The sequence below is a fragment of the Neobacillus rhizosphaerae genome (assembly GCF_050477885.1).
Lineage (GTDB): Bacteria > Bacillota > Bacilli > Bacillales > Cytobacillaceae > Neobacillus > Neobacillus rhizosphaerae_A.
The window spans coordinates 1-23,664 of sequence record NZ_JBCNAC010000111.1 but is presented as its reverse complement, the minus strand read 5'-3'; the positions used below and the strand labels follow the sequence as shown (position 1 = coordinate 23,664).

The window sequence follows — 23,664 nt, the reverse complement described above, 5'->3', positions numbered from 1 at the left end:
TCGCGTCTTCCGCTCCAATCAACAGAGGATAATAATCAACACTGTTCTTTAACATAGCCATTTTATAAAATTGGATAAGCCTACAATTGAGGAGACAAAAAGATGACTATTTTTTCAATCATATCGGCAGTTATTGTTGCGTTAGGGACCGGTTATTCTATTTTTCTTGTATACCGTAATAAAATCAAGCTGAATAACACTCCGGGTATCCTGCTTAGCATGGTTATTGCCATTATTACTGGCTTGTTGGCTGGCAGTATCATTGGAATCCTTTCTGGCGAGACATTCTTAGTCGTTGGTGTCAGTATGATCATTGGATTCGTTATTGGCTTCTTAGCAGGTCACCCTATTGGGTTACTTGCTATACTGATGTCATCCATATTTGGATTAATTGGGGGAATTAATGGAGCCATTCTTGGGTTATTTCTACAATATATTAACCCAACCATTTTACTTGGTATATTATTAGGTTTCTATATTGTTATTATTGGATTTGTTATTGTCTATATTTATGTGACTACGAATAATAAATTTTCAATCGATACCGCAGAGCTATCACCATTTGCCATCATTGCAGGTGGGGTTGTACTCGTCTCCCTGTTTTTGTTTATCTATAGCACTGATATGGTAAAGGTTCCTGGGCAAAATGAGACGGCACAAACACAAGCTAAACAGGAAACTAGCACTCAGAAAATGGCTAAAACAGAGGTGGATGTCACAAAAGAAAGCTCACCTAAAGTAAAAATGCTTGTAACTGAAACTGGATATACACCAAACGTCATTCATGTTAAAAAGGGCGTTCCTGTAGAACTTGAAATTAACAATCCACTAGAAGATAGCTGTTTATCTACATTTAAGATTCCAGACTTTAATATTAACGATGTTAATTTAAAAGTAGGCACAACGAATCTTACCTTTACTCCTGAAAAAACTGGTGAATTCACCTTTAGCTGCGGTATGGAAATGTTTAAAGGCACCATCATTGTTGAATAGATTGCAAAAAAGGCTGACTGTATTGTCAGCCTTTTTCAGGTATTTACCTTATAAAACTTCCATGTTTTCTAATTGGCGCTTTCTCTTTTTACTGTCTGCACGAAGGATTTGAACAGATAAATAAATACCTGAACCAGTAAGGAATATCATCGCAATAGCAGCTAAATCAATCAACCATTTCACATCTGTATTTCCGATTCTGCCTTCATGAAGACCACGGATGGTACTCATGAAAGAGCCTTGCCCCATCCTTTCTCCACGAAACCCCTCTGGAAAGTTCCCATTTCTGCCAAACCCACCAGGTCCTTGAACTTGTCCGCCCTGCACGCCGGCTTGCCCCTGTGATGGGTTAGTTCCATTAAAGCCATTTGCTTGTCCCTCACCCTGCCTGAATTGTCCTCTATTAAATTGTCCTTGTTGAAAGTTTCCTCTTTCACCTTCCATTTGTGTTTGACCGATTAACCAAGGTTCATTCATTAGTAGTCCTGTAATAGACTCCATAAAAATTAATACTGATGCAATTAAGCCAATCCATAAGTGCGCCCTTCTCATCTTCTTCATGACAGTACTTCTCCCCTCAAATAGTTGTTTCAATGAATAAATTCATTATCGTGGGCGTTCCTTAAGATTTCCTTAAAAAAAAGAACCCAAATTTAATTTTTTTGGGCTCTCGGAAAAATAATCTCTATTGTAGTTCCTTTACCAAGGCTACTTTGAACCTTTGTCCTTCCATGGTGTTTCTCAATGATCCATTTTGCAATAGATAAGCCTAAACCTGTTCCTTCAGCTGCAGTACGTGCTTTGTCACTTTGATAAAAACGATCAAATATTTTTGGAATATCTTCTTCTGGGATTCCAATCCCGTTATCTTTCACTTCCAAGTAAATGGAGGAGTGACTTTGTTTACAGGATAACAGGATTTCTCCCCCCTCCTTTGTGTATTTCATTGCATTATCTAGTAGAATGACAATAAGCTGGTGAATTCTTTCTTTATCCGCGAAAAATTCAACAGGTTCCAGCGCACTTATCTGAAGCATTTTTTCTTGGTACATCGCAATTTCCTCATAATGATGAATAATTTCTTTTAATAATTCATCTAGCCGAAATGCTTTTTTCTTCATTTCAATTTGATCGGAATCAGATCTTGCCAGTGTCAATAAATTGGTAACGAGTTTCGAGAGTCTTCTTGATTCGTTTGAAATCGCGGATATGTCTAAAATTTTATCCTGAATAGTTGCGCTTGGTGATCGAAAAAGAATATCCGTTTTTGCCTGGATCACAGCTAAAGGGGTTCTTAATTCATGTGATGCATCCGAAACAAATTCAGTCTGCTTTTGCCAAGCTCTTTTAATTGGCACGAGCGCCTTGCCTGCTAAGAAATATCCAGAAATTACAGCTAATACCACTCCAATTCCAATACCCACTGTAATAATTAATAATAACCGGTTGAGTAATTCTTTTTCAGAGTTAACGTTACGAATAAATTGAACCGTCACTTTACCTAATTCGGGATGGTCAACCTCGAACGCTACATACCTATAAGAAAACTCCTCCACATCTACGTCTTGCAGGCTGTTTAATGCCTTAGGACGAATTGCGTTTTCATGATCGAGAAACAGATCAGCTTCACGATTTTGCTCTGCTATAAGTTTCTTATTTTCATCCCATATTAATGTCATAATTCTTGGGTCTCTTCGCATGATTCGTAAGAACTGCTTTCCTTCGCCCTCGCGAATGTCATCTTTATCAGGACCAATACCAGGTCTGGGTTGCTCCTGAAAGTGGTTAAGAGATTCCTGTAACGACTGATTGACATCCTTATATAATCTACTATCCGTATAAAAATAAATGGTGCTTCCTAGAATGCTAATAAGTACAATAAAGACAATGGAATTAATAAATGTTAATCGTAAATGTGTTTGCTGGAACATTTGCGCCCCCTACTCTTCGTTAAGCATGTAACCTACGCCACGAATCGTTTTTATATCAGCGTGATAGCCTGAAGGTTCTAATTTTTTACGAAGATGGTGCATGAAGACCTCAACGATAGCTATTGTTGTATCAGAATCGAAGCCCCAAACACGATCATATATTTGTTCTTTTGTTAAAATAGCCCCTTTATTTTGAATTAGATATTCTAATAGCTCATATTGTTTGGAGGTAAGCTTAATCGGTTCGCCATTTACCAAAATGTCTCTTTCTTTTCCTAACAATTCAATCCCTCTATATTGGATGGTTTGATTGGTAGTCAAGCTGCCACTTCTACGTAATAATGCACGAATCCTTGCTTTTAACTCAGCCGCTTGAAATGGCTTCACTAAGTAATCATCTCCGCCGCTATCTAATCCCTTCACACGATCTTCTAATGAATCTCTTGCTGTTAGAAAAAGGACAGGTATTTTCAAGCCTTCTTTTCTTATTGTCTGGAGCACTTCAAATCCATCTATTTCGGGAATCATTACATCCAAAACAATCACATCATGGATGTTTTGCATTGCTAAAAATAAAGCATCTTCCCCATTCGTTGCTTGATCCACTTCAAATTCATCTGATAAAAGCTGGACAATTGAATCTAGCAACGGAAGATTATCTTCTACCACTAATAAACGCATCTCTATCTCTCCTAGTAAAAAGTTCATTAATTTAATTATATAGAAAGTGAAGCGGCCGCAAAAGGAGTGATCCGCTTACATTCATATTATTCATATCGTAGAGCCTGAATAGGATTCAATTTGGACGCTTTGTTAGCAGGAAATACCCCAAATATTACACCCACAGCCAACGAGAAAAGGAACGATAATAGAATCACCGATGAAGTGAAGGATACGGTTAAACTTAATAAAGAGGAAAGTAGTTTCCCTATACCTACTCCTGCTAATATACCAATGATTCCTCCAACACCACTTAATACAACTGCCTCAATAAGGAATTGCAAAAGAACGTCTCGTCTCTTTGCACCAATAGCTTTACGTATCCCAATTTCCTTTGTTCGTTCAGAAACGGAAACGAGCATAATATTCATGATTCCTATTCCGCCTACAAGCAACGAAATACTAGCAATACCACCAAGCATCATTGTCATTGTGTCTGTGACAGAACTCATGGTATCCATTAAATCCTGTTGGTTCATTACACTATAAGAATCACTTTTGTTTGGAAATAAAGAGGCCATCTTCATCTCTACTTCGTTCATCACAAAATCCATTTGATCTCCACTTTTTCCTTGGAGATACACTTGATTAATCGTTGTATTTTTTACCAACCTCTGGCCCGTACTTAAAGGCACAATGACCACGTTATCACCACTTTGTCCCAAGGAACTTCCTTTTGAGACTAGAACACCGACTACTTTAAAGGAGGTACCCTCAATTTGGAGGTATTGACCTACAGGGTCTACCGTACCGAAAAAGGTAGATGCCGTATCCGCCCCTATTACCGCAATCTTTTGTCTATATTCAATATCAAGATCTGTGATAAATCGACCAGCACTCACTTTCGTATCACGAACAGTGGAATACGCTGCATTTGTACCAGTTAGTGTAACCTGTGAAGTAGTTCTATCCTTTTTCACATTTACCCGACCAGAAACTACGGGAGAAACATCTTTCACTCCATTCAATTTCCTAAGCTCATCAATTTTATCATCCGTTAAAGCTAAATCCGTACTAAAAGTATTAATAGTTAATAGGTTTGTTCCCAGTTGATTTATCTGACTTGCCACATTTTGTGCTGACCCTTGTGCAATCGAAACAAGGATGATCACGGAAGAAACTCCGATAATCATCCCAAGCATTGTTAGTGCAGATCTTAGCTTATTCCCTCTTATACTTCGGAGTGCCATTTTAATAGATTGAATAATGCCCAACTAGCTCACCTCCGTTTTCTTGAAGCTGGCCGTCTTGAATACTGACCATTCTCTTTGCTTGCTTCGCTATTTCTAGATCGTGTGTAATTAAAATAATGGTATGTCCCGATTCATTTAACTCTTTCATAATGGCTAAAATTTCCTTACTAGTTTTGCTATCTAGTGCACCAGTAGGTTCATCAGCCAGAAGAATTGCTGGATTTCCCACAAGTGCTCTTGCAATGGCAACCCGTTGCTGCTGACCACCAGAAAGCTGGGTTGGCAAATGTCCTGACCGCTCCTTCAACCCTACTTTTTGAAGGCTTTCTAATGCTTTTTCCCGGCGCTCTTTTGTGGGTACACCACTATATAACAGGGGCAACTCAACATTTTCTAGTGCTGTTAGTTTGGTTAATAGATTAAAATTTTGAAAGATGAATCCTATTTTCTGATTTCGGATTGTTGCTAATTGATTGTCATTCATCTTACCAATATCCTTACCAGCCAATAGGTATTTTCCGGACTGTGGTCTATCAAGGCAGCCTATCATGTTCATAAGTGTTGATTTACCCGAACCAGATGGGCCAATAATGGCTAAGAATTCTCCTTTATCAATCTCAATTGACACATTATTTAAAGCGTGAACCGTTTCGCCACCAAGTTTATATGTCTTCATTAAATCTTTTATTTGAATGATTGGTTTCCCCATTAGTTACCTGTCCTTCCGCTAAATTGTCCTTGACGGCCACTGTTTCGGTTGAAGCCACCCATTCCACCCATATTTGCCCCACCAAAACCTCCACCTTGCATGAAGCCTCTTGTATTACTGGATGAGCTTCCGGTAGCGAGTTGAGGTAATTGGACCACTTCCCCTTCCGTTAGTCCCTCTGTAATTTCAACATAATCTTCATTGGCTAATCCCGTTTTTACAGTCTTTTGTTCGGTTCCACCATTTGTTTGAGAACTATTTGCTGCCGAGGCAACTTGAACATATTTTTCACCATTGTTGCTATGGATAGCGTCTAACGGTACATATAGTGCGGCCTCTTTGCTTGCTGTTAATATACTAGCTTCTGTACTCATACCCACTTTAAGGTTTTCTGGTTTATCAATATGAATGATTACATCAAAGGTCGATACACCATTTGATGAAGTTCCCTCTTCAGAAACGGAAGCTACATTTCCGGTATAGGCCTGGTCCGGGAAAGCATTTATTTTTAAACTTACTTTTTGATCCTTTTTGATTTTAGGAATATCAAGTTCATCAATTTGTACAACAGTTTGCAAGTCTTTATAGTTGGTTACATGGGCCACAACTTGTCCACTTGTTACCCGTTCACCAGGCGAAACGGATAAAGTGGTAACGATTCCTGACGCAGGGGCTGTAATCGGATCGCTTCCATCAGTAAAAGTGATGAGTTCATCACCCTCCTTTACCTCTTCCCCAGAAGCCGCTAACACTTCATCAATTTCATTGTTATTTTCCTTTGACTTAATATCTTCACTTGTAACCGGTTGTACTGTTCCAGATCCGCTTATTTTGACTTCCAGCGTACCTTTTTGAACAGTAGCCGTTCTAACCTGTGCTAATACCGTTTGACTCCCCGTTTTTGATGAATAATATTGATAGCCAACAAAACCGACAACCAATATTCCAACTGCTAACAACACCCATTTTTTCATCATGCACTACTCCTTTTCTAACCCTAGGCTTTTCCCTAGGGAGCTCAAAGTTTGTCATAAAATATTATTGCGATGATTCCTTAATTTTTCCTTAAGGGAAATATTGACTTGAAATTTAACATGTTTTATAGTTAAACAAGTGAATAGTTAAAGAGTTTAACTAATTGTCCAAAAAAGTTGAGGCGAAGTATATGGAGAACAAAACCATTCAGGAATTAATTGACCGCTATGTCACGCTGTCCTTTCAAGTCCACAAAAAAGCAGAATCCTTAATTAAGGGTCAAATTGGAAATGAACTAACGAATGATCAGCATTATATATTAAGATACATTCACGAAGCTAATGAATGTACCTCCTCTGAATTAGCAGATGCATTTGAAGTAAATAAAAGTGCAATAACAGCCATCATTAATCGAGTGGCAGATAGAGGTTTGATTCAGAGAACACGTGATGAAAACGACAGAAGAGTTGTTTATTTAACGTTAACAGAAGAAGGAAATGCCTTATACCAAGATTGCCAGGAAAAAGTACGACTACTAGTTGAATCCATCATTACCCAATTTGATGAGACAGAAATAGTCAATTTTATGAATACGTATGAAAAGTTAGCATCGCTCTTATCCAACAAGAAAAAGGAAGAACTGGGGGAATAATCCTTGAATACGATTATCAAAGGAAAATGGTTCATTCTAGTCGCATGGATTGCAGTGATCGCCACTCTTTTTATGATTGCGCCAAATATGGAAGGCCTTGTAAGGGAGAAAGGGCAAATTTCCGTTCCTGAAGGCTATTCTTCAACCATTGCTGAAAAAATTCTAAATGACGTTCAATCAAGCGAAAATAAAGGAAGAGACCTACAAACTGCACTCGTGTTCCATAGCGATAAGAAATTGACCAACGAAGATTTTGCGAAAGCAGAAAAAGCTGTTTCTATGCTTGAAAAAAACAAAAAAGAACTTGGTATCACAGAAATCCTAACTCATTTTAAACAGGAGGAATTAAAAGACCAGCTTGTTTCGAAAGATGGAAAAACAATTTTGGTCTCTGTGAAGGTAACAGCCAATAATCGGGAAGCAAAAGAGATCTCAAAAGATTTGTATGATGCCATTGATCAAATCAAACTTGATCATTATTACACAGGGAATTGGGTGATTAGTGAGGATCTCATTACCAATTCTCAGGAAGGATTGAAAAAAACAGAGGGCATCACCGTTGGATTCATTCTGGTTGTCCTTTTACTTGTTTTTAGATCCGCTATAGCCCCAATTATTCCATTGGTAACAGTAGGTTTTAGTTACCTTACTGCCCAATCAATTGTTGCATTGTTAGTTGACAAGGTTGATTTTCCTTTATCAACCTTTACGCAGATTTTCTTAGTAGCTGTTCTTTTTGGTATAGGAACCGACTATTGTATTCTGCTCCTCAGCCGTTTTAAAGAAGAAATGGTTGAAGGTAAAGATGTAACTGAAGCTATTATCACCACTTATCGAACAGCAGGTAAGACAGTTTTCTTTAGTGGTGTTGCTGTTATGATCGGTTTTGCATCCATTGGACTTTCCACATTTCAGCTGTATAAATCTGCGGCCGCGGTGGCTGTTGGTGTGGCTATTTTGTTAATCGCACTCGTAACCGTGGTTCCTTTCTTCATGGCTGTATTGGGCAAAAAACTGTTTTGGCCCTCAAAAGGGAAACTCGAGCACGGTGAAAGTAAATTCTGGGGCTTTATGGGTAAATTTGCATTAGCGCGCCCTTTGATTGCCTTTATCCTAGTCGCTCTTATTTCAGTACCATTCTTATTTACCTATGATGATCAGTTATCATTTAACTCTCTTGAAGAAATCAGCGATGAATACCCTTCTATAAAAGGCTTCAATATCATCTCTGATTCATTTGGACCTGGTGAATCCATGCCAACTCAAATTGTCATTAAAAATGATGATCAAATGAACACATCGGAATATATCGCAATTACTGAAAAAATCAGTCAAGAACTTAAGAAAGTAAACGATGTAAACTCCGTACGGTCTGTCACTCGACCAACAGGTACACCAATTGACGATTTTTACATCTCTAAACAAGTCGTAAGTCTAGAAGACGGACTAGACCAAAGTAATGAAGGAATTAAAAAAATCAGTGACGGACTTGAAGATGCTGTCACTCAAATGACCTCTAATCAACCGAAAATGCAAGAAGCCACTGATGGGATTAGTTCTTTAATTACGGGGACAAATACGATAAAAACAAAATTGGGAGAACTCCAGGGAGGTCTCTCACAAATTGAACAAGGACTGAAAGCTAGTTCTATAGGGGCTGGGGAGGCTAAAAAAGGTTTGGAGCAGATTAAGGCAAATTCTGCTGAGGCATTAGCCGGAAGTAAACAGCTTCTTAACGGATACAAAAAAACAGAAGCTGGGTTAGGTACCCTAAAAGAGAATTATGAGAAAACGGCAAGCGGACTAGACTCTTTACACCAAGCTTTACTTTCCACAAATCCATATTTTAGTAATTTAGAAAAAGATTATATTGGTATACAAGATAATCAAAACTATCAAACTATTAAACAGACTGTTCAGGGCTCTCAAGCAGCTACTAAAGAACTGACTGCAGGGATGGAGCAACTAAACACTGGCTTAAAAGGAGCCCAAGATGGGATTGCTTATGCCAACAGTAAATTTGCCGAAATCATAGCAGGTCAGGAAGCACTAATTAAAGGGATGGAACAACTAATCTCAGGTATCAACCAATTAGAAGACTATCTCGATAAAATGGCTGCTGGTCAAGGTAAGGCGGTTGATGGGATTCCGCAATTTACTGGGGGATTAAATACGATTAGTGAGGGCCAGAAGCAGCTTCTTACAGGGTTTGAAACGACAAAAAGCCAAACCATGTTGCTATCTGATGGCCTTTCACAAAGTGCCGATGGCTTGAATCAAGTTTATGATGGCCTAAATTCTGCCCAGGACTATCTATCAGATGTAGCAAAGCAGAAGCAGAACGGTTTTTATATTCCGCAGGACGTTCTTGACAGTAAGGACTTTGAGCAAGCACTCAATGCTTATTTGTCAAAGGACCGCAAAGTGATGACGATTGATGTAATTTTTAATAAAAATCCTTATTCGAATGCTGCAATTAACCAAATTCCTGAAATTAAGCAAGCAGTTAAACGAGCGGTAAAGGATACTAAACTTGAGAATGCAAAAGTAGCAGTTGGCGGTGTATCAAGTATGCACCATGACCTTGATACCATTTCAAAAGCGGATTATTCACGAACTGTCATATTAATGCTGGTTGGTATTAGTATAATATTAATCATTTTACTTCGCTCACTCATTATGCCACTGTATTTAATCGGCTCACTAGTCTTAACCTACTTTACTTCCATGGCCATTTCCGAGACCATCTTTGTGAATTGGTTAGGTTATACAGGAATCAGCTGGGCGGTTCCATTCTTTGCATTTGTCATTCTAGTAGCGCTTGGAATCGACTACAGCATTTTCTTAATGGATCGATTTAACGAATATCGAGATATGCCCGTACAACAGGCGATTCTTCTATCAATGAAGAAGATGGGTACTGTTATCATTTCAGCTGCTATAATCTTAGGCGGGACATTTGCTGCCATGATGCCATCAGGCGTATTATCATTACTCGAAATTGCTACTATTCTATTAATCGGTTTGGCGTTGTATGCACTTGTGGTATTGCCATTATTTGTTCCTGTAATGGTACGAACCTTTGGTGAAGCAAACTGGTGGCCATTTATAAAAAAATAGAACGTTTAAAACACCCCTCCCTCAACGGTTGGGGTGTTTTTTTTAATCCTTTAACGCACTAATATATTAGAATAATTATACAATTAAAAAAATTCTTTTAATTACATAATATCCTGTTATATAATAAAAAAGTATTCTATCAAAGGGGGAAATATATGGAACAGTTTGTTAATTGGCTCAGTGGAATTATTTGGAGCCCAGCACTCATTTATTTATGTTTAGGTGTCGGATTGTTTTACTCTTTTGCCACAAGATTTCTGCAAGTAAGACATATGAAGGATATTATTCCACTAATGTTTAAAGGCGGGAAGTCAGAAGCTGGTATTTCATCTTTCCAAGCATTAACCCTTGCTTTATCTGGACGTGTTGGTACAGGGAACATTGCCGGTGTAGCAACAGCTATTGCCTTTGGAGGACCTGGTGCAGTATTTTGGATGTGGACTATTGCCTTCTTAGGCGCAGGTTCAGCATTTGTTGAAGCAGCTTTAGGTCAGGTATATAAAGTGAAACAAAACGGACAATTTCGTGGTGGGCCTGCCTATTACATAGAAAAAGGATTAAAGATGAAATGGTATGCGGTCCTTTTTGCCATTGTAACTGTTATTGCTACAGGTGTCCTTTTACCTGGGGTTCAAGCAAATAGTATTGCAGCTAGTGTGGATAATGCCTTTGGAATTAGCCCAGCAATCACTGGTGCTGCTCTAGTCATTTTTCTAGCAGCGATCATTTTTGGCGGTGTTAAACGGATCGCGCGTGTAGCTGAATTTGTTGTCCCTTTCATGGCCTTAGGTTATATTCTCGTTGCTCTTATTATTGTTGCATTAAATATTTCTGAGCTTCCTGGGGTCTTGAGACTAATCTTCTCAAGCGCATTTGGTGCAGATGCTGCATTTGGAGGTATTTTAGGTGCAGCTATTTCTTGGGGAGTTAAGCGTGGTATTTATTCGAATGAAGCAGGACAAGGTACTGCTCCACATGCTGCAGCTGCAGCCGAGGTTTCTCACCCTGCAAAACAAGGGATTGTTCAAGCATTCTCTGTATATGTTGATACCTTATTTGTTTGTTCTGCAACTGCGTTCATGATCCTTATTACTGGCATGTATAATGTTGCACCAGAAGGAAAGGCTCAAATTGTCAATAATCTTGGAGATATTGAACCTGGTCCAGCTTATACGCAATCTGCTGTTGAATCAGTTATGCCTGGATTTGGAGCTCCATTTGTAGCTATTTCTCTATTCTTCTTCGCATTTACAACAATTATGGCTTATTATTATATGGCAGAAACAAATCTTGCCTATATCAATCAAAAAGTAAAACGTGTGTGGACTGACTATGTGCTCAAAATTGCTATTTTAGGAATGGTATTCTATGGTAGTGTGAAAACTGCAGGCCTTGCGTGGACATTAGGTGATATTGGTGTTGGAAGTATGGCTTGGTTAAATATTATTGCCATTCTCCTTCTGACAAAACCAGCACTTAAAGTGCTTAAAGACTATGAAGCACAGCTTAAAGATGGAAAAGATCCGGTGTTTGATCCTGTAAAATTAGGGATTAAAGATGCAGATTTCTGGGAGCAAGAATATTCTAAGCCTCTTGAAAAAGAAGAAAAGACTGGATGATTTTCCAGTATGATAGAAAGGACTAACTTTATTTTTAGAGTTAGTCCTTTCTTTTTTATTTATTTGAAACTTTTCGCCTCTACTTCCGTAAAACATATAAGTGGTTTGTTAATGAAATGTTTTTTCTTTAATGAGAATAGATATATTATTTACATATGAAAAATACTGTGAGGAGTGGAAGATGTGGGTGTAACTCTTAGCAAGGGGCAAAAAGTGGATTTAACGAAATCATATCCTGACCTTCAAAATGTCGTAGTGGGCTTAGGTTGGAATATTAGTCAAATGGGTTCAAATTTTGATTTGGATGCTTCAGCATTTTTACTAGGAGAATCTGGTAAGGCGAACAGTGACCAAGACTTTGTTTTTTATAATAATCCCTCTGGCGGGAATGGTTCAATCATTTATAGCGGTGACAACCGCACAGGAGCTGGAGAGCGAGACGACGAACAAATCAGAATAGATTTAAATCGTGTCCCAGCCCACATTCACCGCATTGCTTTTACGATCACGATTCACGATGCACAGGTCAAAGGGCAAAACTTTGGACAAGTTTCCGATGCTTATGTTCGAATCTTTAATGAAATGACCAACGAAGAATTAATTAGATTTAACCTTGGCAGAGATTTTACTGTGGAAACAGCGATTGTTGCTGCCGAATTATACCGGCATAATGGGGAATGGAAATTCAATGCGATTGCCAGCGGCTTTCAGGGCGGATTAGCAGCACTATGCAGGAACTTTGGGATTACTGTTGATGACCCTCCTGTGAGTGCACCATCGACATTGCCCTACCAACAATCTAATAACCAATCAAACGTTAACACAAATTATAATCAGCAATCACAATCGTACCAACAAAATAATAGAAACCCCTATCAGCAGAATCAAAATAGTTATAATTCATACCAGCAAAGCCAAGGAATGCAAACCTACTATCAACAACCAGTTCATCTTCAACCAGACTCAGCGTCCCAGCAGCCTGCTTATGGATATCCGGCACAGTCTGCTATTCCATCGACTTCTGGTTCATTCCAAGCATATGGTGGAGACGATATTATTTGTCCACGTTGTCATTCCTCTAATGTTCGAACTGGTAAAAAAGGATTCGGGCTTGGGAAGGCGGCAATTGGCGGGTTAATCCTTGGGCCAGTTGGTTTACTTGGCGGCTTTATTGGAAAAAATCAACTAAAGTTCTCTTGTAATAATTGTGGCAGTACATGGTCCCCTTCACAAACAGATTATGCGGAATGGGCTAATAATCAAAAAAGAAGAGCACAAGAATTATTTAACCGCTATAAAAGCCAGGATGTTCTTGAAGCCGTTGTAGCCGCTTGCGCGTTGGTAGCCATGGCTGATGGATATTTAGATGCAGTAGAGCGTCAAAAAATGCTGGAATTTGTTCATCAAAGCGATGAATTACGAGTCTTTGACACAAATAAAGTCATTCAGAAATTCAATTTCTTTGTTTCTAGAATTGAAAATGATCGCATGATGGGTCGTGCAGAGGCATTTCGTGCACTCGGAAAAGTAAGAACCAAACCTGAAATAGCTAGATTAGTGGCCCGCTATTGCATTGCAATCGGCTACGCAGATGGAAATTTTGATAACAATGAAAAACAAATGGTGGCTGATATCTGTCGTGAGCTTGGGTTAAACCCTGCAGAATTTTTATCATAATTGTAAAAAGTCCTCTATTCCCGACTAGGAATAGAGGACTTTTTTAACTTACCCACTTGCGCTTATTTTCAACTCTTTTTGTTATGCCTTTGGCATCCAATCTTTCTAAAAAAGGAATCATATATTTTCTAGATAAGTCTAAGATATCCTTTGCTTCACCGACCTCAAATTCAGATCCGGTTTGGCTTCGAAGCTTACCAACAGCCTCAGAAAAAATTTCTCCGTGATAGGCAAATTGCTCATCTAACGGTACGATTAGTGCTTGGTCCTCTAAAAATTTTTTTAAATCAAATACAAGATTTTCTGGAATCCCAGCTGCTGAAAAATAGTCTTTGAGATAGCGGACTTTTAACCCATCCTTCTTCATTTCTTCTAGCAAATTCTCTGTCCGCCTTGACCAGTTTTTCGGAACATGAGGTACAAAGGAAGCCAAGAATACAAATTGTTCTCTCCGATTAAATACTCCTTTTGATATCCCATTTTCTACGGCAAATTCAAGTAAGGATTTTGGGAATCTTTTTTGCATGGTTTGTAACAACTCCGCTTTATTTATACCGGTTTTCATTGAATGAGACAGATGAAATTCCTGTATTCGATCGTATATGTCTTCTTCTATGGCATTAATTAACAATTGTAATGTATACTCTTTTCCATTGTAGAAAACAAATTCAGGGTTATCTAAATGCTGAATTAATATTGCTTCATCTAGTGCAGTTCGTTTTATTAACTCAGCTAACGGAAGACTCTTCGCTTCAATTAGAGCGGCAGTAATCCGTTCTTTTGGTGAGCCTACTTTTTTCTTCTCCAGCTCTTCTATGGTTTGATTACCGAATCGGTACTTACTTCCACGTGGATCAATTACCCAGCCACCGCCGATTGTTTCTTGTGGGCTTGGTCTGCGCAAAATAAATCGGTCGCCTCGCTTTGTAAGGATTTCTTCTTCTAAACGAAGCTGACAAAGGATTTCTCCATTTTCTTCTTTAATTTCGTTACGATCAAAGAAAACAATCCTACCCATAACCTCGGCTGTTCCAATATGTAGTTTAATAGGCATCCGCTGCTTGACCATATGTTCAAGATCCTCAACTACACGTACAGCTACATCTACTGTTTTTGTTACAATAAAATGCTCAGAAGAAACGAGAACATCCCCCCGCTCTAAATCTTCTTTTGTAATATTAGAGAGGTTAATCGCTGTTCTTTGGCCTGCATAGGCTTTAGGTGCAGGCTTATGATGTACTTGAATCTGCCGTGCTCTTACTTCCAGTCCTTTAGGCATGATTTTTAGCACTTGTCCCTCTTCCACCGTTCCCTCGTAAACAGTTCCACGAACAACGGTTCCTTGACCTTTAACGGTAAACACTTGATCGATTGGCAGGCGGAAGGCCCCTTTCGCATCACGCATTTCTTGTTCTTTCAGGGTTTTAATAATTACATTTTTTATTTCCTCAATGCCCTTTCCTGATAAACTGTCTACAAGTACAAATGGAGCTTCTTCAAAAACGGTCCCCGTTAGCTCTTCTAAAATATCATCCTTAACCAGTTCAATGAATTCTTCATCGACTCGATCAATTTTAGAGATGGCAATCAAACCATTTTTTACACCTAAGAATTTTAAAATATCTAAATGCTCCCTTGTTTGCGGCATCACGCCTTCATCTGCAGCTACCACTAACACAACCAAATCGATTCCCGCTACTCCAGCTATCATTTGTCTAATAAACCGCTCATGGCCTGGAACATCTATTACTGAAATCTGTATTTCATCATCTTCATATAGAGGAGCAAATCCCAATTCGATGGAGATTTGTCGTTCTTTTTCTTCTTTTAACCGGTCTGTATCCACATTGGTCAGCGCTTTCGTTAAGGATGTTTTCCCGTGATCAATATGCCCTGCCATACCAATTGTAAAATATCGTTTTTCCACGTTTGCCACCTTCTTAAAATCGTTCTTTCATATAACTGTAGCCTTTATAGAGCAATTGTTCAAGAGAACATTTTTAGACAGTTACTGCCCATTCTAATCAAAGTTTAATCTTCTATCATAGGCAAAAGTATTCACAAATTTTTGTAGATTATATATAATAGTTTTATAAATTTGCATTGACGCAACTTTTGTTCACTCACGAACAAAGCTTGCATTATAGAAAAATAAACAAAATGAAAGGATGGTGTCCTATGAGCCAGACCGAATCACTTGCAGTTGAAGGGGCTCGAGCAGCAGAACATCGAACAGTTTCTGCCGCTAGAGATGCCATAAACGGAAAAGTTAAAGGCATTCGTGCATTATTGCCTTTCCTTGGGCCCGCCTTCATTGCCTCCATTGCTTATATTGATCCAGGAAATTTTGCTACAAACATTCAGAGCGGTGCACGCTTTGGTTATAAAATGTTATGGGTAATTGTTTTAGCCAACTTAATGGCGATGCTTTTACAAAACATGTCAGGAAAACTAGGTATTGCAACAGGTAGAAGTCTCCCTGAAATTTGCCGGGATTATATGCCCAAATGGCTTGTACTAATTATGTGGATTGTTTCAGAGTTAGCGGCAATGGCAACCGATCTTGCAGAATTTTTAGGAGCAACACTGGCCTTAAACCTTCTTGCAGGTATACCAATGTTATTTGCTACTATTATTACCGGGGTTGTTACCTATTTAATATTATTGTTAGAAAAGTATGGATTTCGCCCACTTGAAAAGTTTATTGCAGCATTTGCCGTATTGATTGGGTTGTGTTACTTAGTGGAAACCGTGCTTTCTCAACCAAATTTTTCGCAAATTGCTTATCATAGTGTTGTCCCATGGCTAGGTAATAATGAAAGTATCATGCTTGCAGTTGGAGTAATAGGTGCTACTGTTATGCCGCATGCGATTTATTTACATTCCAGTTTAACTCAAGGGCGGATTGTTCCTCGAAATGACTTAGAAAAAGTGAAAATCCAAAAGTTTAGTACGAAAGAGATTTTCATTGCTATGACCTTAGCTGGTTTTGTTAATTTATCGATGATGTACATGGCGGCATCTGTCTTCAATTCTTCTGGTCACAGTCAAATTGCTGACATTCAATCTGCCTATCACACACTCACTCCATTGCTTGGTTCTGCCGCAGCAAGTGTGTTTCTCATTTCCTTACTTGCCTCAGGAATCTCAAGTTCTGTGGTAGGTACGATGGCTGGGCAGGTTATCATGCAAGGATTTGTTGGTTTTACCATACCACTTTGGTTCCGTCGTCTAATTACCATGCTCCCTACAGTAATTATCGTGGCCATTGGGGTCGACCCAACTCGAACACTTGTTATTAGCCAAGTTGTTCTAAGTATTGTTTTACCTTTCCCAATTATTGCATTAATCTACTTTACCCAAAAGAAAGATCTTATGGGTGTGTTAACGAATAAACGAATAACCACCGTCTTAGCCAGTCTCTTTGCTATCACTATATTAGGGTTAAATGTATGGTTGGTCATTCAGACGTTTTTAGGATAGATTATTTTCTAACTGATTTTGGTCCTTCATTATCCCGATGAAGGACATTTTTCTTGTTATCCACCGTTTTTTGTCCTTCATAACCCCGATTTATTTGTTTGCACCTTTCAATAACAGCTGGAACTAATACTTTGGATTCTTTTATTTTTATATAACTCCCCTCGCTTCTTTCCCCATCTTATCTAGCTGCTTTGTATGCTCATCATATAACCTCAAAGCCCAGTTTTGAATCATGGAAGATTGTACAGTCTTCCACTGCTCTACTTCTACAATCTCTTCATCACTAAAAGCAAGCTGGGTTAATTTTCCCATTAACACATAGGATGAATAGGGATGTGGAAACCTTGGGTCATTTTTCCCCTCATAGAAGAATTTCTTTAGTAATCTAAAAGAATTCGGCTCGTAAATTAGCTCTACAAGTTTTGCCCGGTATTCTAAATCCTTAGGTTTTAAGTTAGGAAAACGTGTATAATCACTTAAATGCTGAGCCTCATGTTTTAAATAGCTAACTTGAAACTCGGTACTGTCCAGATTTATTTTCTTTTCCTTCGGTCGGTCATTTACAAAATAAAGTCCTTCAGGCTTCGCCCAGCCACCCGCCCGTTTTTCCCCAAAGGTCGAAAAATGTATCCAACTTTGCAGTAGAAAATCTGATAAAAAATACACGGTTATCTCTTCCGTAAGGTATGGAAGTTCAACCCTAAATTCTTTCTTTTCCATCGTCTTCCATATATAAGGACCTCTAAAAGGGCCAGTTAAACCACCTAAGAAGTGATAGCCTTTATTTTTAAATAACACCTCTAATTGACCTTCTATCTGATCAAGATCCATATCAGAAGGGTTATTAGGAATACATGGTGCAAGTGATTGTGCTAGTTGGATTTCTGCTTCTGATCTATTCTGTTTTGTTAAAGCAGCAATAAAGTATTGATAGTAAGCTAGTAATACTTTCCTAATCCAAGTATCATCAGATTTAATCCGAAAGATCGGTTTTTCTGTAAAGAATCGACGATGATACTTCAATTCTAGTGCTTGTAGTTTTTTGCTCTTATCCTTTATTGAGCGAAGGTATTCATAGGCTGCTGGAACATCCCCTTGCAGACAATAAGCATAAAATCTTGATACATCCATATAGTTCCCCTCGTATTCTAGTATATTGTTATTGTTAATATTAGATCTTTTCTTGTAAAATACCTTTTTTGCATATAAAGGAAAATAAGGACACGATGTCAAATGTAGTAATACAAGAAAAAGAAAGTCGGAGGATAATAATGATTGAATTAGTGAGAGTTTTAAAGGAAGAGGAGCAATGTTTACATAACCTAATGCAATTCTACATCTATGAGTTCGCCCAATATTTGCCAACAATCACACTCGAAGAGAACGGGCTTTACAAACCTTTTGATTTAACCCCATACTGGAGCCGCCCCAACCTTCACCCTTTTTTCATTAAGAAGGAAAATGAACTTATTGGTTTTGCTTTAGTTGAAAGTGCTAGTGAAACTGAACCTAACACTATTCTCGAATTTTTTATCATTCGTAAATATAATGGTAAAGGCTTTGGAAAACTTGTTGCAACCCGACTTTTTAACATGTTCCCTGGAAAGTGGCAGATTACACAAATCGAAAAAAACTATCCAGCCCAAGCGTTCTGGAGAAGCACAATCTCATCATTTACTAACGGGAATTACAGCGAAAAATATGATGAGAAACGACGTTCGATTCAAGAATTTGAGATTAAGAGTAAACAATAAAGGCTGTCCCAAAAGGGCAGCCTCCACTGTTTTATTCTATCGTCTGTAAATCGTTTTCTAACATCTCTTTTGAATTTTCATCTACTATTTGTTGTACATAGACTAGTGCTGCTGAATACGCCTTTTTAGAAGCGTCCGTCTGACCTAATAAAGCGTATGCCCTACACAAGGCTTCATACGCATAGCCGATATAAAATTGCTCAATATTATGTTCTATGCTCACTTCAAGGCACCGATTACCGTAATAAACCGCTCTTTCACCTAAACCTGCAGTGGAATAAACTCTTGATAGTTGCCAATAACCAATCGACAGATTTTTAGCAGTATGGTCCTCCACCTGAGTCCAATGCCAAAAAGAAGTATGAGCAAGATGAATCATCTTCTCTTCCTCTTCTTTTGTCCTTTCAGCCAATTCGAGCAGGTCCCACACCGCATTAAAGCTATTCACTGCCAATTGTTTATGAGATAACGTTGTTGTAGTCATCCTTCTTCCACCATTCTTTTTTCAAAATTACTAATATATAATCCTGGTACAACTTCAAAGTCACTTACGAATGTGAATCCATTTTTCAGATATAAATTCTTGGCTGGGGGATTATCTTTACCCGTTGATACTTTATAAACGGATATTTGCGAATTCCTGCTCTCTACTTCACTCAACAATTTCTGTGCAATCCCTTTTCGGAAGTGGCCTGGATGAACAACCATTCGGCAGATTGTCAACTGGTTCCCGTCTACTGTATAGGAAATCGCACCCGCAACTATCTTCTCTTCAAAATAACAGAGGAAGGTCTCCCCACATTCTATTAATTCCTCCAAAGACTCTTTTAGTGGAGGGATTTCAAAAAAATCAATTAACTTCGCCTCTACTAGGTAGGAAGCCCGTTGAAGCTCTAACAACTGACATGCTACATGTCTATCATGTAAATCAATCTCTCTAATCATTCATTTCTTACCTCTTCTATATTAATTAGCTTCTATCACAAAATTTTCTCTCCTCCATTTATTCGCTTTGTATTTCCAGCTATCCTTCTTTTGTGAAAATAAAATATCCCCCACTATGTGAGGGATAGGAACCTTAAGCCACTTTAATCGCTTTTCCAAATGGTACTCTCGGTAAGAATTGCCCAGGTACAAGCCAGAATAATTCAAAATCCACTGTTTCCATTTCTTCTGAAAAAAAGCCGGTTACATCCGTAATATAGAACAGTGTGTCTATCTTTTCTTCTTGTGCCCACTCAAGCACTAATGTATAGGAAGATTTCCCATGTGTATAAAAAGTAAGGGTTTCGCTTTTTACTGGGGAAATATCTCGGATCTTAAAATCTGCTTGAACCAATAGCGTGTCTGGCTTAACGGTTTCAAACAGCTTTACTATGTTATTAATAAGGATAACAGGTGCTTCATTTGTGGACGTGTCTACTGCTAAAGCCACTTTTTTGTCCTGTCGTTGCTGTATCATAGAAAGAATCGTTTTGTGCCATTTCAAACTCCATCATCCCCTTTGTTTGAATGAGTGAACTATCTTATTTTGGGTTAGTGGATAATGGTTTATGATTGGATAATTGCGGGAAAATAAAGGTTCGTTTTTATGGACAAACTAGCCCTAGATACAATTAGGAACGGAAAGCGTGCGAATAATTGGAGGAATTTCCTCCAATCCTTGAATAGTAAAATCTGAATCAACATGGTCCCACTGAGCATCTATTTTCCAAACACTCAGCATTCCAATAGAACGGGCTGCCCGGATATCGTTATCAGGATGATCGCCAATGTATATGCTTTCATTTGGCTGAACTCCAAGTGAATTCAAGGCCCTATTAAATATTTCAGGATTAGGTTTTTTTATTCCTTCCCATTCTGATACGAGGATCGTCTGAAAGTATGTATCAATCCCTAAAGCCATAATATTATTCATTTGGAACGTTCCTAATCCATTTGTAATTAATCCTAAAGAAATTGACCTACCCTTTAGTTCCTCCAACATTTCAATAGCATTTGGAAAAGAGACACAATGGTACTTAAAGTAATTAACATAATCTTTTAGTAGGTCATCGGAGCTTAATTCTTTTATTTTAAATTCATCAATTAATTGTTGGTAAACTTTATCCTTCCAAACATATCCACGGCATTCTAATTCAGTAAACCTGACAATGTATGCTTCCTTTTGAATATGTCCAAGCCACTTGTTTAGTCTTTCATATTGATTCATAAGAAACTTTCGAACAGAAGCATCGCGGTTTAGCAAAGTGCCATCTAGATCAAATAGTGCAGCTTTTATCATCACGAGGCTTCCTCTTTTCTTAGCAATCAATTTCTTTTATTATTTTTGCAGGATTTCCACCAACGACAACGTTATCGGGAACATCTTTTGTAACGACTGCCCCAGATGCAATGACGACATTATTTCCTATTGTTACTCCTGGATTAATGACCGCTCTTCCTCCAATCCAGACATTGTTCCTTATTGTGACTGGCTTGCCGTATTCCTTTCCGGATATTCTTTCGTAAGGATTGATTGGATGTGTAGCCGTATATATATGTACGCCTGGAGCAATAAAACAATTATCACCGATGCGTATCTCACAAACATCTAAAAATACGCAATCAAAGTTTGCATAAAAATTCTCACCCACATGAAGATTGTAGCCATAGTCACACCGCAAAGTAGGCTCAATATATATATTGTCCCCTGTTGTTCCGAAAAGTTCTTTAAGTAATTCAGTTCGGTTTTCAATCTCTGTTTCTAATGTTTGATTAAATAGGCGAGTTATTCTTCGTGCATTTTCTCTGCCTTTTACTAGTTCAGGGTCAGTTGGGTTATACATTTCTCCGCTTATCATTTTTTCCTTTTCAGTTTTCATTAATAAACTCCAATCATTTGTTTTTGATACCTAAATCATATCAAATAATTATTAACAAAATACACTCAGATAATAAATATTGATTTTTCTGAAAACAATATTTACCATTAACATATAAACGGTTGTTTCTGACGGGGAGGAAAATCATTTGAAATATGACGTTATTGTGGTTGGGGCCGGCCTAGCAGGTTTAGTAACGACTGCTGAACTGGCTGATGCGGGAAAGAAGGTACTGCTTTTAGATCAAGAACCTGAAGCGTCTCTCGGAGGACAGGCGTGGTGGTCTTTTGGAGGGTTATTTCTTGTCAATTCACCCGAACAAAGACGAATGGGAATAAAAGATTCCCGTGACTTGGCGTGGCAAGACTGGCTAGGATCCGCAGGGTTTGATCGAGAAGAGGATGAAGATTATTGGGGAAAAAAATGGGCAGAAGCATATGTGGACTTCGCTGCTGGTGAAAAACGCGAGTGGTTGACTGGGATGGGTATTCGTTTTTTCCCTGTGGTCGGCTGGGCTGAACGCGGAGGCTATACAGCTGAAGGACATGGAAATTCTGTTCCAAGATTTCATATTGTTTGGGGTACTGGTCCTGGGCTTGTTAAACCATTTGAGGATCGAGTTAGAAAAGCAATGGAAAAGGGGCTTGTCGATTATCGCCCTCGTCATCGTGTGAATGAATTATTAAAGGTAAATGGAGCGGTTTCCGGGGTCCGTGGTGACGTCCTTGTACCAAGTAATGCTGCCCGTGGAGAAGCAAGTTCCCGTGACGTCATTGGCGATTTTGAATTTCTTAGTTCAGCCGTAGTAGTAACCAGTGGAGGGATTGGCGGAAATCACGAGTTGATTAAGAAAAATTGGCCTACACGGCTTGGAGCAGTACCAAAAAATATGATTTCAGGTGTACCAGAACATGTAGATGGAAGGATGCTTGGTATTACTGAGAAAGCTGGTGGACGCATCGTTAATCGCGACAGAATGTGGCACTATACGGAAGGTATTAAAAACTGGGACCCAGTCTGGCCTATGCATGGAATCCGAATCCTTCCTGGTCCTTCCTCTCTTTGGCTAGATGCGAACGGAAATCGATTCCCAGCACCAAATTTCCCGGGTTTTGATACACTAGGAACTCTTGAAGCGATTATGAAGACAGGATATGACTATTCTTGGTTTATTCTAACTCAGAAGATTATTGAAAAAGAATTTGCTTTATCCGGATCCGAGCAAAATCCAGATTTAACAGGAAAGAGTATAAAGAAAGTGTTAGCTCGTGTGCTTCCAGGCCCAACTGCGCCTGTTAAAGCATTCATGGATAAGGGCGAGGACTTTGTCATTGCTAATACCCTTCCTGAACTTGTAGAAGGAATGAATAAGCTCACTGGTGATCAATTACTTAAACTTGATCACATCGAGAGGCAAATTTTAGCGAGAGATCGTGAAATAGAAAATAAGTTTACGAAGGATCTTCAAATTACTGCAATGCGCGGGGCCAGGAATTATCTAGGGGATAAACTGATAAGGGTTGCTCCCCCACATAAAATTCTTGATCCAAAAATGGGACCATTGATTGCTGTTCGATTAAACATTGTGAGCCGTAAAACGTTGGGCGGTCTTCAAACGGATTTGTCCGGCAGAGTCCTGGATGCTTCTGGTCAACCAGTACCAGGTCTTTATGCTGCTGGTGAAGTTTCTGGGTTTGGCGGAGGCGGAATTCATGGCTACCGATCTTTAGAAGGAACGTTCGTTGGAGGTTGCCTGTTTACAGGAAGGCAAGCAGGCCGGGCGCTGGCTAAAGAATTGAATTAAGTGGAAAAAGCAGTGAAACCTGAACTGAACTGGTTATCACTGCTTTTTTAGTAGTGGTTTTTTATTTGTATTGCTTAAATGATGAAGCACTCTTATCGACCGGCACTCACCTTTTCCCCAGGCTACGGGCGTTATAAACCGCTCTTATCGACCGGCACTCACCTTTTCCC

21 protein-coding genes are annotated in these 23,664 nt (G+C 38.8%); 8 read left to right on the top strand and 13 right to left on the bottom strand.

Annotated features, from left to right (window positions below):
• Positions 1 to 102: 102 nt before the first annotated feature.
• Positions 103 to 993: a cupredoxin domain-containing protein gene (locus ABES03_RS15540; protein ID WP_430118277.1), complete on the top strand. Its 891-nt coding sequence runs from the start codon at positions 103 to 105 to the stop codon at positions 991 to 993.
• A gap of 48 nt (positions 994 to 1,041) precedes the next feature.
• On the opposite strand, the gene ABES03_RS15535 is transcribed toward ABES03_RS15540, so the two are convergent.
• The 6 genes from ABES03_RS15535 to ABES03_RS15510 all read right to left on the bottom strand — a co-directional run bounded on the left by ABES03_RS15535 (position 1,042) and on the right by ABES03_RS15510 (position 6,523).
• Entirely contained in the window at positions 1,042 to 1,554 is a 513-nt protein-coding gene (locus ABES03_RS15535) for a PepSY-associated TM helix domain-containing protein (protein ID WP_430118275.1), read from the bottom strand.
• 92 nt (positions 1,555 to 1,646) lie between these two features.
• Positions 1,647 to 2,924 (bottom strand): sensor histidine kinase, encoded by a 1,278-nt coding sequence (locus ABES03_RS15530; protein WP_430118273.1) that lies wholly within the window; start codon positions 2,922 to 2,924, stop codon positions 1,647 to 1,649.
• Positions 2,925 to 2,933: 9 nt separating this feature from the next.
• Positions 2,934 to 3,605 (bottom strand): response regulator transcription factor, encoded by a 672-nt coding sequence (locus ABES03_RS15525; protein WP_430118271.1) that lies wholly within the window; start codon positions 3,603 to 3,605, stop codon positions 2,934 to 2,936.
• A gap of 86 nt (positions 3,606 to 3,691) precedes the next feature.
• Positions 3,692 to 4,858, bottom strand: coding sequence for an ABC transporter permease (locus ABES03_RS15520; RefSeq protein WP_430118269.1), 1,167 nt, complete (start codon positions 4,856 to 4,858; stop codon positions 3,692 to 3,694).
• A complete protein-coding gene (locus tag ABES03_RS15515) occupies positions 4,836 to 5,546 on the bottom strand; it encodes an ABC transporter ATP-binding protein (protein WP_430118267.1) in 711 nt (236 codons plus the stop codon). The genes ABES03_RS15520 and ABES03_RS15515 overlap by 23 nt, the downstream gene beginning before the upstream one ends.
• Positions 5,546 to 6,523: an efflux RND transporter periplasmic adaptor subunit gene (locus ABES03_RS15510; protein ID WP_430118265.1), complete on the bottom strand. Its 978-nt coding sequence runs from the start codon at positions 6,521 to 6,523 to the stop codon at positions 5,546 to 5,548. The genes ABES03_RS15515 and ABES03_RS15510 overlap by 1 nt, the downstream gene beginning before the upstream one ends.
• Before the next feature lie 188 nt (positions 6,524 to 6,711).
• On the opposite strand from ABES03_RS15510, the gene ABES03_RS15505 reads away from it, so the two are divergent.
• From ABES03_RS15505 to ABES03_RS15490, 4 genes are all read left to right on the top strand, one after another.
• A complete protein-coding gene (locus ABES03_RS15505; RefSeq protein WP_430118279.1) occupies positions 6,712 to 7,173 on the top strand; it encodes a MarR family winged helix-turn-helix transcriptional regulator in 462 nt (153 codons plus the stop codon).
• 3 nt (positions 7,174 to 7,176) lie between these two features.
• Positions 7,177 to 10,293 (top strand): MMPL family transporter, encoded by a 3,117-nt coding sequence (locus ABES03_RS15500; RefSeq protein WP_430118263.1) that lies wholly within the window; start codon positions 7,177 to 7,179, stop codon positions 10,291 to 10,293.
• Between the two features lie 155 nt (positions 10,294 to 10,448).
• Complete coding sequence (locus ABES03_RS15495; RefSeq protein ID WP_430118261.1) at positions 10,449 to 11,912, top strand: alanine/glycine:cation symporter family protein; 1,464 nt, start codon at positions 10,449 to 10,451, stop codon at positions 11,910 to 11,912.
• Between the two features lie 183 nt (positions 11,913 to 12,095).
• Positions 12,096 to 13,589: a TerD family protein gene (locus ABES03_RS15490; protein ID WP_430118259.1), complete on the top strand. Its 1,494-nt coding sequence runs from the start codon at positions 12,096 to 12,098 to the stop codon at positions 13,587 to 13,589.
• A 43-nt stretch (positions 13,590 to 13,632) separates the two neighbouring features.
• On the opposite strand, the gene selB is transcribed toward ABES03_RS15490, so the two are convergent.
• Complete coding sequence (selB, locus tag ABES03_RS15485) at positions 13,633 to 15,516, bottom strand: selenocysteine-specific translation elongation factor (RefSeq protein ID WP_430118257.1); 1,884 nt, start codon at positions 15,514 to 15,516, stop codon at positions 13,633 to 13,635.
• 251 nt (positions 15,517 to 15,767) lie between these two features.
• Here selB and ABES03_RS15480 point away from each other — a divergent pair, with 251 nt between their 5' ends.
• Complete coding sequence (locus ABES03_RS15480) at positions 15,768 to 17,072, top strand: Nramp family divalent metal transporter (protein ID WP_430118255.1); 1,305 nt, start codon at positions 15,768 to 15,770, stop codon at positions 17,070 to 17,072.
• A gap of 147 nt (positions 17,073 to 17,219) precedes the next feature.
• Here ABES03_RS15480 and ABES03_RS15475 read toward each other — a convergent pair whose 3' ends face one another.
• A complete protein-coding gene (locus tag ABES03_RS15475; protein WP_430118253.1) occupies positions 17,220 to 18,203 on the bottom strand; it encodes a hypothetical protein in 984 nt (327 codons plus the stop codon).
• Positions 18,204 to 18,343: 140 nt separating this feature from the next.
• Between ABES03_RS15475 and ABES03_RS15470 the strand changes: the two genes are divergently transcribed.
• Positions 18,344 to 18,826, top strand: a complete 483-nt coding sequence (locus ABES03_RS15470) for a GNAT family N-acetyltransferase (RefSeq protein ID WP_430118251.1) — start codon at positions 18,344 to 18,346, stop codon at positions 18,824 to 18,826.
• Between the two features lie 31 nt (positions 18,827 to 18,857).
• Here the strand turns inward: ABES03_RS15470 and ABES03_RS15465 are convergent, their stop codons facing one another.
• From ABES03_RS15465 to ABES03_RS15445, 5 genes are all read right to left on the bottom strand, one after another.
• The gene (locus ABES03_RS15465) at positions 18,858 to 19,310 is read right to left on the bottom strand and encodes a hypothetical protein (RefSeq protein WP_430118249.1); all 453 of its coding nucleotides are present in this window, start codon (positions 19,308 to 19,310) and stop codon (positions 18,858 to 18,860) included.
• A complete protein-coding gene (locus tag ABES03_RS15460) occupies positions 19,307 to 19,771 on the bottom strand; it encodes a GNAT family N-acetyltransferase (RefSeq protein ID WP_430118247.1) in 465 nt (154 codons plus the stop codon). Before ABES03_RS15460 ends, ABES03_RS15465 begins: the two co-directional genes overlap by 4 nt.
• A 133-nt stretch (positions 19,772 to 19,904) precedes the next feature.
• Complete coding sequence (locus ABES03_RS15455) at positions 19,905 to 20,315, bottom strand: VWA-like domain-containing protein (protein ID WP_430118245.1); 411 nt, start codon at positions 20,313 to 20,315, stop codon at positions 19,905 to 19,907.
• Positions 20,316 to 20,432: 117 nt separating this feature from the next.
• Positions 20,433 to 21,110: an HAD family hydrolase gene (locus ABES03_RS15450; protein ID WP_430118243.1), complete on the bottom strand. Its 678-nt coding sequence runs from the start codon at positions 21,108 to 21,110 to the stop codon at positions 20,433 to 20,435.
• Between the two features lie 19 nt (positions 21,111 to 21,129).
• Positions 21,130 to 21,690 carry a maltose acetyltransferase domain-containing protein gene (locus ABES03_RS15445; protein WP_430118241.1) on the bottom strand — a complete coding sequence of 187 codons (561 nt, stop codon included), beginning with the start codon at positions 21,688 to 21,690 and terminating at the stop codon, positions 21,130 to 21,132.
• Positions 21,691 to 21,838: 148 nt separating this feature from the next.
• On the opposite strand from ABES03_RS15445, the gene ABES03_RS15440 reads away from it, so the two are divergent.
• Positions 21,839 to 23,494: an FAD-binding dehydrogenase gene (locus tag ABES03_RS15440; protein WP_430118239.1), complete on the top strand. Its 1,656-nt coding sequence runs from the start codon at positions 21,839 to 21,841 to the stop codon at positions 23,492 to 23,494.
• Positions 23,495 to 23,664 lie beyond the last annotated feature (170 nt).